The sequence below is a fragment of the Gordonia jacobaea genome (assembly GCF_001186365.1).
Classification (GTDB): domain Bacteria; phylum Actinomycetota; class Actinomycetes; order Mycobacteriales; family Mycobacteriaceae; genus Gordonia; species Gordonia jacobaea.
This window is the reverse complement of the sequence record NZ_LDTZ01000017.1, coordinates 281,283-293,960: the sequence shown is the minus strand read 5'-3', so window position 1 is coordinate 293,960 and position 12,678 is coordinate 281,283. Positions and strand designations below refer to the sequence as shown.

Sequence of the window (12,678 nt, the reverse complement as noted above, 5' to 3'; positions counted from 1 at the left end):
GTAGCCGTCTACCCCACTTTCGCGGCTGCGCGTGCGCGTCGCGGCGTACGAGTACGCAGTTCACGCGATATGCCAACTACATCGTCCACACGATCTCGCGCCACCCGGGACGCTCACGAAACGAGTGCGCGTGCCCGCCTTCACAAATAGGACGCACGCCCCAGGTAGTCACGCGGCAGACGGGCGCTTCCGGGCACGAGATACTCGTCGGCGCTGATCATCCGCGACCACTCCGACGCCACCCCGGGCCACAAGTTCTCAACTCGGTCCCACTCCGACACGGCGACGCCATTGACGACGAGCCCTGTCAGAAGTCCTGTCAAACCGAGAATCGGTGTGGTTGTGGTCCATTCGATCGACCTCAGTGGCTGCGGCGATACCTCGATGCGGTCACTGTGGGCCCCAATGTCAGCTCCCGCCCGTCGCAGATTGTTGATGGCCGCGAGGTCGGCGGGCGATGGGGTTCCCAAGAAGACGCTGGGTCCGGTGGCCAAACACGCAGTTACGAGCAGAAGCGGGGTGAATGGCTCCGTCGCGCCCGAGGCCACCGTGATCGGTGCCAGAGCACCACTCGTGGAGCGCCCGGTGACCGTGAGGCCATCGGCTGATGACACTACGTAGCCCCCCATATCCGAGAAAGCCATCAGCATCGACTCCGCGGCAGGGAGGTCTGTCGGCCAATTACGCACCAGCACAGTGCCGCCCGTTATCAGACCTGCAGCAGCGAAGGCTACCGCGACGGCACCGTCCGTGCTCGGCGACTGCGTTACCGATGCCGGAACCGTCACTCGTGCACGCACAGGTGATGTCGTACTCGGTACCTGCCATCGTTGCGCACTCACGATAGAACCTCCAGCGGATAGGTATAGCTCTCTTTCACTGTGCTCAGATGGACCCAACTATCCAGATGCAGAACCGGTTTGAGCCCGCGCAGCCGATCCAGAACACTAACGACCTCAGCCAGCGAATCGGCATCGACGGTGGCTAGCAAGTCGTAGCGACCGATCGTCTCGGCCAGAAACCGCACCTGGGGCATTTCAGACAACAGGTCAGTACAACTCGATGCCGGCCCCAGTACCGAAAGTCCTACTCCTACATCGACTCTGGTGTCTCGCCGACCCGCGCGAGAGATGGCTCCGATCCGGACGACGCCGGTGTCGATCATCCGTAACACTCGTGTCCGTGCGGTCCCGGTGGACACACCCACCTTATCCCCCAGTGTGGTGAAAGCCATGCGCCCGTTCTCCTGCAGAAGCGTCAACAGCCGACCGTCGACCGCATCGATTTCGACGTTTTCGGCATGACTCGGGCGTAGCACATCCGCCACGAGCTTCGTGTAGAAGAGCGTTTCGGTTGCACGAACGCCGTCAATCGATCGCACGCGATCTAGCGCGCGTGCGAGGTCGTCGTCACTTCTGCTGCGTACCTCAGCAATCAGCGGACAGGACCCCGAAGTAAGCGAGACAAATGGCACGTCAGGCAATCGGGACAACTCGTCGGCTACGCGGCGCACCGGCCGGTCGACGCTCAGCGAGACATGGGCAAGGGAACGGATGCCTAGCGTCAGCGGGTGCACAATGCCCACCACCCGGATCACCTCGTCGTCGAGGAGTTGGGACAGCCGACGGGCGACGACCGACCGCGATAATCCCACACGGTCGGCAAGCTCTTGAGTGGTGATGCGGCCGTTGAAACGCAGTGCCTCCAGAATCTGCAGGTCCGCGCCCGACATTCCTACCGAGGTCGCAGCGCGACCGACCTCACGAGAAGTTAACAATGCCAATGCCCCTTGTCACGACGATCAGATCTTCAGCGTCTCCGGCTCGAAGCAGCTTCAGCGCGGACAATATGCGCCGATTCTAGTCACTATTGCAGTGAGACCACCATCTGGCTGACAACTTGCATTGCGGCCGAAGTGCCACGTCCTTAGTGTGGTCCCCGATCCACTGGCGCGTCCACCCATCAGCCCCACTGAACAATTGAGGAACCCTCATGTCACGAAAAGTCCTGGCAACTGTCGTCGCATTCGCAGCCACAGCTGCACTGGCCGCATGTGGCGGGGGCGGCGAAGGCACCCAGGCGTCCGGCGACGCACCCGCTGGCCTACTGAGCAACGGAAAGCTTTCTGTGTGCACCGATCCCGAGTACCCGCCGATGGAGTACTTTCAGGGCGGCGACACGTCTAACCCCGTGGGTTTCGATCCGGACGCCGCTCGTGCCCTAGCCGACAAGTGGGGCCTTGAGATCAGTTGGCAGAACACCGCATTCGACGGTCTGATGCCAGCGCTTCAGGCGAAGCGGTGCGACATACTCTGGGCGGCACTGTATTTGAGCCCGGAACGCCTTCAGGTGGCGGACGGTACACCATTCATGAACACCGGCCCGGGGCTGATCGTGCCATCAGGCACCACCGACATCACAACCTCCGATGACCTCGCAGGCAAGACGGTTGCCGTGCAGGGAGGCGGAAGCAACGAGCTGACTCTCAAGGAACTCTCAAAGAAGTTCACGAGCGAAGGCAAGGAGCCGATCACCATCCAGCCATACCCCAAAACCGCGGAGACCGTCGCGGCCGTCACGAATGGGAAGGCCCAGGCTCTGATCGAGACCGACGTCGCAGTCGTCGAGATGGTGAACAAGTCCGACGGGAAACTCAAGAGTGTTCCCGGCGTGTTTCCCACTGATACCAAGTTCGGGGTCTTCACCCGCAAGGGCTCCCCGTTGAGTAGCGCTGTGGCCGAGGCACTTCCACAGTTGCAGGAAAACGGCACTCTTGAGAAGATCGCCACGAAATACGGACTCGATCCCAAGCAGATCGTGACGAAGTAGTCATGACCTTCGATTGGGGAGTCTTCGTCAGCGCACTGACGTCGGAAGCCTTCTTTCGTGGTGCGCTGCTCTCGCTCGCGCTGGCCGTAACGGCGATGATCGCGGCCAGCATCGTCGGATTCGTGGTGGCTCTGCTGCGTATCGCGAGGAACCCTGCTGCCCGATTGGTCGGCTGGACCTATGTGTGGTTCTTCCGGGCCATTCCGACGCTGCTGGTGCTACTACTGATCTGGAACGCCGGACCGCAGCTGTTTCCCGCCTTGCGTGAGAACTGGTTTACCCCATTCCTGGCTGCCTTTATTGGCTTTACAGTCGTCGAGGCCGCGTACATGGCCGAAATCTTGCGCTCAGCACTGCTCAGCGTCGACGAGGGGCAGCACATCGCGGCCAGGGCAGTCGGCCTGCCACCCCACAAGGTGCTGTTCAAAGTGGTTCTGCCACAGGCAATCAAGGTGGCCATTCCACCAAGCGGGAACGAATTCATCGCAATGCTGAAGTACACGTCGCTCGCGTCTGTCATCTCACTGCGCGAGCTTCTGACCACCGCGCAATCCGAGGTGTCAAACACGTTCCGGTACGCGGAGTACTACTCGGCCGCGCTGGTCTACTACCTGGTGATCGTCAGCGTCGCCATGGCCTGTCAATACTTCGTCGAGGCACGCTATCGCTGGATCTCGAAAGGCCAGCACACCGAATCCACCCCGGTGCCCGCTGCCGGTCAGGAGGTCCCAGCATGAATCGACCGGTCCTGGAAGCGCTCAACCTTCACCGCACGTACGGCGATACCGAAGTGCTCAAAGGTGTTGACCTGTCGCTTGATCGAGGTGAGGTCAAGGCCCTGCTCGGGCCGTCGGGATCGGGCAAGTCGACGATCCTGCGACTCATCGCCCTGCTCGAGCCTGCCGACGAAGGAGAGATCCTGCTCAACGGAAAGCAGGTGGGCGTCACGACCAACACCAATGGGACCACGCGCCCGCTGCGCGAAGCGCAGTTGGCAAAGCAGCGACGCGACATCGGAATGGTATTCCAGCGCTTCAACCTATTTGCGCATCTCGATGTGCTGCACAACGTGACACTTGCACTTACCGAGGTCGCAGGCATGTCCAAGAAGGAGGCCGCGGAGACCGCCGCCGTGATGCTGGAGCGCGTGGGCATGGGTCATCGGCTCAAGCACTATCCGAGCGAGTTGTCCGGCGGACAGCAGCAGCGGGTGGCAATCGCACGCGCTCTGGTACTGAACCCCACAGTCATGCTGTTCGACGAACCTACCTCTGCCCTCGACCCAGAACTCGTCGGGGAGGTTCTCGCCGTGATGGAGAAGCTCGCCGATGAGGGAATGACCATGGTGGTGGTGACCCACGAGACGCGTTTCGCGCGTCGGGTCGCCGATGAGGTCGCCTTGTTCGACCACGGACGCATCATCGAATCCGGCGAACCCAGCGCCTTTTTCGATGATCCCCAGCATCCCCGTACTCGACAGTTTCTTTCCCACCTGCACTGAACACCGTGTCGCTGAGAACCGAACGTTTCTCATTTACTCGGAGATGGAGCACCAAAGATGAAGACCACACCGCTCGCGGTGTACACCGACGTCGGCGATCTCGATGCAGCGTCGGGCGTCGCGATGCTGGAGCACAACGGTTTTCGCGTTGATCAACTCGAGACCGAGGATGCCGACGTCATCGCCGGAGCGGCAGCCGAGGCAACCGCCCTGTTGGTGGGATACGCACCGATCGATGCCGAACTGATGGACCGGCTACCGAATCTACGGGTCATCGCCTTGTTGTCACGCGGATTCGACAACGTGGACGTCGGCGCCGCGAGCGCGCGCGGTATCTGGGTCAGCACTGTCGCCGACCTGGCCACCGAAGAGGTGGCCACCCACGCGTGGACTTTGACCCTCGCACTGGTTCGGCGACTGGTCTACTTCAGCGGCTCCGGCCTCCGCACATCGTGGTTGGATCGACCAGATACGCTGCCGCGCAGACTGTCCGAATTGACCATCGGTGTGGTGGGTCTCGGCCGCACCGGTCGGACCTACGCCCGGTATGCCGCCGCGATGGGTGCGCAGGTCATCGCATGTGACTCCGGTAGCAGCCAGAGTTCGGGTCCCGCCGGCGTGACGATCACCGATTTGGACACCGTCATCGAGAACTCCGATGTGCTTTCACTGCACCTCCCACTCACCGACGAAACCCGGCGAATCGTCGGTGCAGACCTGATCGCTCGCATGCGAGACGGCGCCTATCTGGTCAATGTCGCGCGCGGCGGCCTCATCGATAACGCGGCGCTGCTGGCCGCGTTGCAGTCCGGGCATATCGCCGGCGCGGCGCTTGACGTCATTGACCCCGAACCACCTGCCGCCGACGACCCACTGTTCAACCATCCCGAAGTGCTCACCACCCCTCACATCGCCTATCTCTCGCAGACGACATCGACCGGCTACATCGACGCGCAGGCAGGTAATGCAGTGGCGTGGCTACGCGACGGGCGGCCACTCAATCCGATCAATGATCCGGCGGTCTCGACATGCTGAATACCTCCAACCTGTTTGTGTACCAGTCCCTCTGGGCGATGGAAGACCTCCCCACGGTCCGAAATAGTTGGACGCTCGCAGAACAGATCGAACGCATCGCAGGATCGGGATTTGCGGGCCTTGCCGTAGATCTGGGTGCACGTCAGGCACCTTCCGCCGAGCAACTCGTGCCGCTTCTCGCCGGAAGCGGCTTGCGCACAGCAGTATTCGCTTTCGTCTCCGACGACGACGCAGTACGTTCGGCCGTAGCCTATGCACAACGAGTCGGGGCAGATCGGATGGTGTTGTGCGCCCAGATCTACGGGTTTGATCCGAAACCATTGGCCGCCACCCTCTTGCGTTGGTACGAGATCGGCTCCGACGCAGGCATCCACATCGAGATCGAGACACACCGAAACACGGTGACCAACGACCTCCGCTTCACCGCATGGCTGCTGGACTATCTCGACGAACGAGTCGAACTCGCCGGCGATTTCTCCCATTTCGTCTGCGCCAATGAACTTCCCGAAGAACCGACCGCCGAGCACGACACTCTCTTTGCGAAAGTTCTCAGCCGGTGTGGATCGCTTCAGGGACGCATCGCGACGAGGGGCCAGGTGCAGGTTCCGGTCGAATCGCCCGCAGCCAGACCGTGGGAGAAGCGATTCCGAGACTGGTGGCGTACCGGCTTCGAGCAGATTCTCGCCCGCCGAGGTGCCGAAGCGGAAATCATGTTCTGCACCGAACTCGGCACACGCCCCTACGCCATCACCGATATGGGCGGCAATGAGATCTCGGACCGGTGGGCCGACGCACTGATCCTCAAGGGTTGGGCCACAGAGGAATTCGACGCTGCGCTCGCCTTGCACTCGTCAACCCACGACTACACGGGAGTCATCCGATGACTGTAGACAATCCGGCACCCGCCACAGTGGTCAACGGTAGCGGCAACCGCATCATCGCAGGGCCATTGACTTCTGACTCGAGCCAACACTCGATCATCCCGACACGGGCTTATACGGGAACCGCTGAGTACGCACTCGAGCAGGAGCGGGTGTTCTCGTCGGGTTGGGTGTGGGCAGGCTTCGCCCACTGGGTGGACGAACCGGGCAAAGTGCATCCGGTGTCCATCGGCGGCAAGCCGCTGTTGATCGTGCGCGACGAGGAGCAGCGCATTCGGGTGTTCCACAACTCATGTCGACATCGCGGCATGGTGATGATGGAGGAACCCGCAAAGGTGCGACGTCGAATCCAATGCGCCTATCACTGCTGGTCGTACAAGCTCGACGGCAGCCTCAATGCCACGCCGTATCTCAAGCGTGAACGTGGCCGGGAAGTGCCCCAAGGCGCGGAGCACCTTGGACTACTTGGCGTCTCGTCGCACGTCTGGGCCGGGATGGTCTTCGTCAACCTCGGCGTCGAGTTCAATTCAACCGAGGCAGCTGCAGCCGACTTCGAAGGGATGCTTTCGCCAATCTTGCAGCGCTGGAATCACATCGACTTCTCGCGCCTCCACCTCGCGCAAGAACGCGAGTTCGACATCGGCGCCAATTGGAAGCTCATCGTCGAGAACTTTCTCGACTTCTACCACCTGCCCTTCATACATCCGCAGGTCGGGCCGGTGAGTGCGTCACTTGACGTCGACGATGTGTGGCTCGCAGACCATATTCTCGGCGGGACCTACCCACGAGGCGCAGCGGGCAAGGCAGCCAAAACCGACGATGCACTGCCATTTTTGGGTGATGTGCCACCGGAGCGAACCGAAAGTCAGGACATCTTCTGCGTCTTTCCCAATGCGCTGCTGTTCTTGGAGGCCGACTGGTTCCAAGTGATCGGTTTCGACCCGACGGCGCCGGACCGCACAATGGAGCACATGGCAATCTTCGTCGACGCCGAGGCCGGTGGGGAGCGATACAGCGCGGCTCGAAAGAGCCTCACCGACATTCTCTTCGAGGTAAACGAGCAGGATGTGCCCATCCTGTACCGCATGCAGGCCGGACGACACTCTCCCGCATCGAACTTCACCAACCTGGTGACTCATTGGGATCAAATCACCGCCGCATTCCAACAGCTGGTGGCACAGCGGGCGGGGTACTGATGAGGACGGTCGACGCGGTCGAGCCGACCGAAGCGCAACTGCGGCGAGAACTGGCCGCGGTGTATCGGCTGGTAGCGCACTTCAAGATGACCGACCTGATCTTCACCCACATCTCGGTGCGGCTGCCCGGTCCCGACGATCACTTCCTCATCAACCCCTATGGCCTGCTGTTCGAGGAGATCACCGCGTCGAATCTGGTGCGGATCGACCTGAACGGCCGAGTCGTCGGCGACTCTGACCACACCGTGAACCCGGCTGGCTTTGTCATCCACAGCGCCATTCACCGCGAACGCGAGGATGCACACTGTGTGCTGCACACCCATACGCTGGCCGGGTGTGCGGTGGCCGCTTCGTCGTCGGGTCTGCTTCCGCTGAACCAGATCTCGATGGAGTTCTACAACAGAGTTGGCTATCACGACTACGAGGGCGTGGCGCTGAACCTCGACGAACAGAAGCGGCTGATTGCCGACATCGGCGATCATCCCGCGCTGATCCTGCGCAATCACGGTCTGCTGACGGTGGGTCGTACTCCGGGACAGGCGTTCCTGCGGATGCACTATCTCAACAAGGCATGCGAGATCCAAGTAGCGGCAACGCGCGCCGGAGAGGTGATACTGCCGGATCCCGCGATCGCCGAGCACACCGCACAGCAGCTGAGTGGCCAAGATGCCGGCGACGACTACACCGACGACGTAGGCCTCGAACTCGCCTGGCAGGCGATGTTGCGATTGGTCGAGCGCGTCGCACCCGACTACAGGGAGTGAAACACGATGTCGGACAACACTATTAACGATACGACCATCCTGGGCCCGCCGGACGCAAGCCGTGCACCCCGCTACACCGAGCCCGGCACGTTTGCGCGTCTACCTCGACTGTCCGAGGTGGGCAATGCCGCGGTCACGATTGTCGGTATCCCGTTCGACACGGGTGTCAGCTATCGGCCGGGCGCACGATTCGGACCCGGACACATCCGAGCGTCGTCGAAGTTGTTGCGGCCCTACAATCCTGGCCTGGACATCGCGCCGTTCGGCGTTCATCAGGTGGCCGATGCAGGCGACATCGCGGTCAATCCGTTCGACATCGTGGAGGCTCTGGACACCGTCGACCACGCGGCCACGGCTCTGAGCGAGAACGGCTCGCGACTACTCACGCTGGGCGGTGATCACACACTGGCACTGCCGCTGCTGCGCGCGATGCACAAGTTGCACGGGAAAATAGCGGTGCTGCACTTCGACGCCCACCTCGACACCTGGGATACATATTTCGGGGCGCCGTTCACACACGGCACCCCGTTTCGCCGGGCCAGCGAAGAGGGCCTGATCGACATGGAACGGTCCATGCACGTCGGGACCCGCGGCCCTTTGTACGGCAAACAGGACCTCGAGGACGATGCGGTTCTCGGCTTCCAGGTAGTCCGAAGCGACGACTACCAGTTCGACGGTGTGCGTTCAATCATCGATCGAATTGTCCGGCGCGTTTCCGGTGGACCGGTGTACGTGTCGATTGACATCGACGTCCTCGATCCGGCGCACGCCCCCGGGACCGGCACCCCGGAGGCCGGAGGTATGACCTCACGTGAGTTGCTCAACACGTTGCGTGGCTTGGTGGGGCTGAACATCGTCGGAGCTGACATCGTCGAAGTGGCGCCAGCTTATGACCACGCGGAGGTCACAGGTATCGCCGCAGCCCATGTGGGATACGAGCTCTTGTCGGTGCTGGCGTGTAACGAGGTGCGGTAGCCATCTTCCGCGTCTCGTACCCGTGCCCCACAGACGACGAGAGCCGGGCGGAACGGCGTCCGCCCGGCTTTCGCCCGGTGTAAAGCTACTGCGTATCAGGCAGCGGGTAAATCAAGCAGCGACGACGTCGACCTGAACGGTCGCGGTGACGTCAGGGTGCAGGTTCACGACGACCGGGAAGGTGCCGGTCGACTTGATGTGCCCCTTGGGCAGTTCGACGGTGCGCTTGTCGACTGCGGGGCCACCTGCGGACTTGATCGCGCCGGCGACATCGCCAGCGGTGACCGAGCCGAACAGCTTGCCCGAATCGTGCGTCTTGACCGACAGGCTGATGCCCGACAGGTTCTCGAGTGCCTGCTTGAGCTCGTTGGCGTGCTCGACGCCACGGACCTCGCGGGCCTCCTGCGAGCGTCGGATGGTCTCGACCTGCTTCTCGGCACCACGGGTGGCCTTGATGGCCAGGCCGCGGGGCAGCAGGAAGTTGCGGCCGTAGCCGTCCTTGACCTCGACGGTGTCGCCTGCTTCGCCGAGGTTCTCCACGGCAGCGGTGAGGATGAGTTTCATGTCGTTATCCCCTCCGGCTTATCGGGCGGTCGAGGTGAAGGGCAGCAGTGCCACCTCACGCGAGTTCTTGACGGCCACAGCGACGTCGCGCTGATGCTGGACGCAGTTGCCGGTCACGCGACGCGACCGGATCTTGCCACGATCGGACAGGAAACGACGCAGCAGCGCGGTGTCCTTGTAGTCGATGTCGGCCTTCTTGTCCTTGCAGAAGGAGCACGCCTTGGTCTTGGTGACCTTCTCGACGCGCACCTTCCGGGTGCTCTTAGCTTTTGCCATGTGTACTTACTCCAAAGTTGTTGCGAGAACGCTTCTTTCACATGAAGGGCGTCGTCGCGGTTCAGAAGGGGGGTTCGTCGTCCCCGCCGCCGAAGTTTCCGCCGCTGCTCGCGGGTGCACTGCCCCACGGGTCGTCGGCGACCTGCTGGCCCGAGCCCGACCCGCCGCTGCGGCTTCCGCCGCCGGACGAGCCGAAGCCTCCGCCGCCGCCCCCACCGCGCGAGGCCTTGTTGACCTTCGCGGTGGCGTACCGCAGCGATGGGCCGATCTCGTCGACCTCCAGCTCAACAACAGTGCGCTTCTCACCCTCGCGGGTTTCGTACGACCGCTGCTTGAGACGGCCCTGCACGATGACCCGGGATCCCTTGGTCAGACTCTCGGTCACGTTCTCCGCGGCCTCGCGCCAGATGTTGCAGCGCAGGAACAGCGCTTCGCCGTCCTTCCACTCGTTCGTCTGACGATCGAATGTGCGCGGCGTCGACGCCACCGTGAAATTGGCCACCGCCGCGCCCGACGGAGTGAACCGGAGTTCCGGATCAGCCGTGAGGTTGCCGATGACCGTGATGACCGTGTCGCCTGCCATGTGTTTCCCCTTAGGTCTACGTGTGGGCACTCGTCGAAATCGATGTGCACCGCGAGTTGAGTTCAACCCTAGGTGTCGACACCGACGAGATCGATGGATTCGTTCGGTCGATCAGGGATCTGTGGGTTACTTGCGCAGAACCTTCGTGCGCAGAACCGACTCGTTGAGCTTCAGCTGACGATCGAGCTCGCTGACCGTCTTGGGCTCGGCGTTGAGATCGATGACGGCGTAAATGCCTTCGCTGTGCTTCAAGATCTCGTACGCGAGTCGGCGCTTGCCCCAGATGTCGACGTTATCCACCTTGCCGCCGTCGTTACGGACAACGTTGAGGAAAGTATCGAGTGAAGGGGCGACGGTGCGCTCGTCCAGATTAGGATCGAGAATGACCATCAATTCGTAGTGACGCATAAGACCACATCACCTCCTATGGGCTCATCGGCCACGGACTGTCCGTGGCAGGAGGGTCGCCTGCGTCGGCAACCGCTCCACCATACACGGGGCACCCCTGACCAGCGAAATCGCGCTGCAACGCACAACCCCGCCCCGCCGAGACGACGCCGGCCGACGGGTAGGTGACGCAGACCACCGGCCCGCCATCTCTTACCCTGTAGGCCATGCCCGCGCTCCGCTTCTCTCCGACCATGGGCTTCGGGCAGTACACACTGTCTCGCCGAGGCGAGACGGCGTTGATCCTTCTGGTCTCGCTCCTTCTCACGTCGGTGGCTCTGTACTGGTCCTATGTCATCAAGGTGAAGTGCGGCGGCGAGCCGTTCTTTCCCGACGGTCGGTCGCATCGCTTCCCCGTCGGCGACGTCGACGCCGTGGTCCCCTGCTACTCCGACCTGATGTACCTGTGGGTCGGGCGCGACATCAACAACCACATCTTCCCGTACATCCACGGCGGGATCGGCCCGAACGGTCACCTGTTCGGCGGCGTTGTCGAGTACCCGGTGCTGTCGGGGATGTTGATGTACCTCGGCGCGATCGGCGCCAACACCGACACCGAGTTCTTCCAGCATTCCGCACTGCTGCTCGCCCCGTTCGCCTTCGCGATCACCATCATGCTGGCGTTGATGACCCGCTGGTGGGTTCTTCTGTGGGCAGCCACGCCGCCGCTCGTGCTCTACGCCTTTCACAACTGGGAGCTGCCCGTCGTCGCGACAGCGGTCGGTGCCGTCGCGGTGATGGCGTGGGGTGCGTCGACCAATCCACGAACCGGCGAGCGTCGACTCTCACTACGAACGTCGGCGATGCTCGCGGCCGTGCTGTTGGGAATCGGCTTCTGCCTCAAGCTCTATCCGGGCTTCTTCGCGCTGCCGCTAGCGCTGTACGTACTGACGCGCGGCGCGGGCGGCATGATCAACGCGCGTCGTCGAACCGAAGATCTCGATTGGACCGGCGCGATCATGACGGCCGCGGCGGCTGCCGTGACGGTGATCGCGATTCAGTTGCCGTTCATGATCGTCGGCTTCGAGGGCTGGAAGGCCGCACTCTCGTTCCAGGGCAAGCGGAAGTCCGACGTCGACACCAACTCCATCTGGTACTGGGGACTTCGACATTTCACCGGCGGACAGACCGACACGTACAACTCGCTCGTCGGCATGCTGTCACCACTGCTGATCCTGTGCGCCTTCGCGCTCGCGGTCTATCTGGGGTGGCGGGTGTACCTGCAGTCGGGCACCTATCCGTGGATCGGCGTCTCGGGTGCGATGCTCGCCGGATTCATGTTGTTCCACAAGGTCCACTCGCCGCAGTACGCGCTGTGGATCCTCCCGTTCTTCGTGCTCCTGAAGACGCGGTGGCCGATCATTGTCGCCTACCTCATCGCCGACTTCCTGTTGGACACCACCATCTTCCGGTTGTTCGGCATCTACACGGCGCACGCGCCGATGCAGTGGTGGGTGATGGCGGGCGTGAACATCGGCGTCTGGGTGACCGCCGCGATCCACCTCTACCTGATCTTCGCGTTCGTGCGTGCCCCGCTGCGGGAACCGTTGGCCACCATGGTCGCTCGACGCCCACGGCCCTCCGACGACCCCGAACCCGTGCTCGCGACGTCGTCGTAGAGGAGTCG

Annotated in this window: 15 protein-coding genes; 9 read left to right on the top strand and 6 right to left on the bottom strand. The window is 62.4% G+C overall.

What is annotated here, in order from left to right:
* Positions 1-140: 140 nt before the first annotated feature.
* Together ABW18_RS22750 and ABW18_RS12525 are read right to left on the bottom strand one after the other, a co-directional pair.
* Positions 141-842, bottom strand: a complete 702-nt coding sequence (locus tag ABW18_RS22750) for a 3-phosphoshikimate 1-carboxyvinyltransferase (RefSeq protein ID WP_160318052.1) — start codon at positions 840-842, stop codon at positions 141-143.
* Positions 839-1,732 (bottom strand): Lrp/AsnC family transcriptional regulator, encoded by an 894-nt coding sequence (locus tag ABW18_RS12525; RefSeq protein WP_049699279.1) that lies wholly within the window; start codon positions 1,730-1,732, stop codon positions 839-841. The genes ABW18_RS22750 and ABW18_RS12525 overlap by 4 nt, the downstream gene beginning before the upstream one ends.
* Positions 1,733-1,992: 260 nt before the next feature.
* Between ABW18_RS12525 and ABW18_RS12520 the strand changes: the two genes are divergently transcribed.
* From ABW18_RS12520 to speB, 8 genes are read left to right on the top strand one after another with little or no spacing between them, the layout of a single operon-like run.
* Positions 1,993-2,829 carry an ABC transporter substrate-binding protein gene (locus tag ABW18_RS12520; RefSeq protein WP_049699278.1) on the top strand — a complete coding sequence of 279 codons (837 nt, stop codon included), beginning with the start codon at positions 1,993-1,995 and terminating at the stop codon, positions 2,827-2,829.
* A 2-nt stretch (positions 2,830-2,831) separates the two neighbouring features.
* The gene (locus ABW18_RS12515) at positions 2,832-3,566 is read left to right on the top strand and encodes an amino acid ABC transporter permease (RefSeq protein ID WP_049699277.1); all 735 of its coding nucleotides are present in this window, start codon (positions 2,832-2,834) and stop codon (positions 3,564-3,566) included.
* Positions 3,563-4,330, top strand: coding sequence for an amino acid ABC transporter ATP-binding protein (locus ABW18_RS12510; RefSeq protein ID WP_049699276.1), 768 nt, complete (start codon positions 3,563-3,565; stop codon positions 4,328-4,330). Before ABW18_RS12515 ends, ABW18_RS12510 begins: the two co-directional genes overlap by 4 nt.
* 57 nt (positions 4,331-4,387) lie before the next feature.
* Entirely contained in the window at positions 4,388-5,365 is a 978-nt protein-coding gene (locus ABW18_RS12505) for a C-terminal binding protein (RefSeq protein ID WP_049699275.1), read from the top strand.
* On the top strand, positions 5,359-6,249 hold the full coding sequence (locus ABW18_RS12500) for a sugar phosphate isomerase/epimerase family protein (RefSeq protein ID WP_152930082.1): 891 nt from the start codon (positions 5,359-5,361) through the stop codon (positions 6,247-6,249). Before ABW18_RS12505 ends, ABW18_RS12500 begins: the two co-directional genes overlap by 7 nt.
* Positions 6,246-7,442, top strand: coding sequence for an aromatic ring-hydroxylating oxygenase subunit alpha (locus ABW18_RS12495; protein WP_049699273.1), 1,197 nt, complete (start codon positions 6,246-6,248; stop codon positions 7,440-7,442). The genes ABW18_RS12500 and ABW18_RS12495 overlap by 4 nt, the downstream gene beginning before the upstream one ends.
* Complete coding sequence (locus ABW18_RS12490) at positions 7,442-8,206, top strand: class II aldolase/adducin family protein (protein ID WP_049699272.1); 765 nt, start codon at positions 7,442-7,444, stop codon at positions 8,204-8,206. Before ABW18_RS12495 ends, ABW18_RS12490 begins: the two co-directional genes overlap by 1 nt.
* Positions 8,207-8,212: 6 nt before the next feature.
* A complete protein-coding gene (speB, locus tag ABW18_RS12485; protein WP_049699271.1) occupies positions 8,213-9,181 on the top strand; it encodes an agmatinase in 969 nt (322 codons plus the stop codon).
* A gap of 111 nt (positions 9,182-9,292) precedes the next feature.
* Here speB and rplI read toward each other — a convergent pair whose 3' ends face one another.
* From rplI to rpsF, 4 genes are all read right to left on the bottom strand, one after another.
* Positions 9,293-9,745 (bottom strand): 50S ribosomal protein L9, encoded by a 453-nt coding sequence (gene rplI / locus ABW18_RS12480; RefSeq protein WP_049699270.1) that lies wholly within the window; start codon positions 9,743-9,745, stop codon positions 9,293-9,295.
* 18 nt (positions 9,746-9,763) lie between these two features.
* Complete coding sequence (gene rpsR, locus ABW18_RS12475; protein WP_005177187.1) at positions 9,764-10,021, bottom strand: 30S ribosomal protein S18; 258 nt, start codon at positions 10,019-10,021, stop codon at positions 9,764-9,766.
* A 61-nt stretch (positions 10,022-10,082) separates the two neighbouring features.
* A complete protein-coding gene (locus ABW18_RS12470; RefSeq protein WP_049699269.1) occupies positions 10,083-10,604 on the bottom strand; it encodes a single-stranded DNA-binding protein in 522 nt (173 codons plus the stop codon).
* 126 nt (positions 10,605-10,730) lie between these two features.
* Positions 10,731-11,012: a 30S ribosomal protein S6 gene (gene rpsF / locus ABW18_RS12465; protein ID WP_005202393.1), complete on the bottom strand. Its 282-nt coding sequence runs from the start codon at positions 11,010-11,012 to the stop codon at positions 10,731-10,733.
* Between the two features lie 206 nt (positions 11,013-11,218).
* Between rpsF and ABW18_RS12460 the strand changes: the two genes are divergently transcribed.
* A complete protein-coding gene (locus ABW18_RS12460) occupies positions 11,219-12,670 on the top strand; it encodes a membrane protein (RefSeq protein ID WP_049699268.1) in 1,452 nt (483 codons plus the stop codon).
* Positions 12,671-12,678: the final 8 nt, after the last annotated feature.

Coding starts and splice junctions, on each gene's coding strand:
- ABW18_RS12525 (WP_049699279.1), bottom strand. CDS start 1,732: ATGTCGGGCGCGGACCTGCAGATTCTGGAGGCACTGCGTTTCAACGGC.
- ABW18_RS12520 (WP_049699278.1), top strand. CDS start 1,993: ATGTCACGAAAAGTCCTGGCAACTGTCGTCGCATTCGCAGCCACAGCT.
- ABW18_RS12470 (WP_049699269.1), bottom strand. CDS start 10,604: ATGGCAGGCGACACGGTCATCACGGTCATCGGCAACCTCACGGCTGAT.
- ABW18_RS12515 (WP_049699277.1), top strand. CDS start 2,832: ATGACCTTCGATTGGGGAGTCTTCGTCAGCGCACTGACGTCGGAAGCC.
- ABW18_RS12460 (WP_049699268.1), top strand. CDS start 11,219: ATGCCCGCGCTCCGCTTCTCTCCGACCATGGGCTTCGGGCAGTACACA.
- ABW18_RS12500 (WP_152930082.1), top strand. CDS start 5,359: ATGCTGAATACCTCCAACCTGTTTGTGTACCAGTCCCTCTGGGCGATG.
- rpsF (WP_005202393.1), bottom strand. CDS start 11,012: ATGCGTCACTACGAATTGATGGTCATTCTCGATCCTAATCTGGACGAG.
- ABW18_RS12490 (WP_049699272.1), top strand. CDS start 7,442: ATGAGGACGGTCGACGCGGTCGAGCCGACCGAAGCGCAACTGCGGCGA.
- speB (WP_049699271.1), top strand. CDS start 8,213: ATGTCGGACAACACTATTAACGATACGACCATCCTGGGCCCGCCGGAC.
- rplI (WP_049699270.1), bottom strand. CDS start 9,745: ATGAAACTCATCCTCACCGCTGCCGTGGAGAACCTCGGCGAAGCAGGC.
- ABW18_RS12505 (WP_049699275.1), top strand. CDS start 4,388: ATGAAGACCACACCGCTCGCGGTGTACACCGACGTCGGCGATCTCGAT.
- ABW18_RS12495 (WP_049699273.1), top strand. CDS start 6,246: ATGACTGTAGACAATCCGGCACCCGCCACAGTGGTCAACGGTAGCGGC.
- ABW18_RS12510 (WP_049699276.1), top strand. CDS start 3,563: ATGAATCGACCGGTCCTGGAAGCGCTCAACCTTCACCGCACGTACGGC.
- rpsR (WP_005177187.1), bottom strand. CDS start 10,021: ATGGCAAAAGCTAAGAGCACCCGGAAGGTGCGCGTCGAGAAGGTCACC.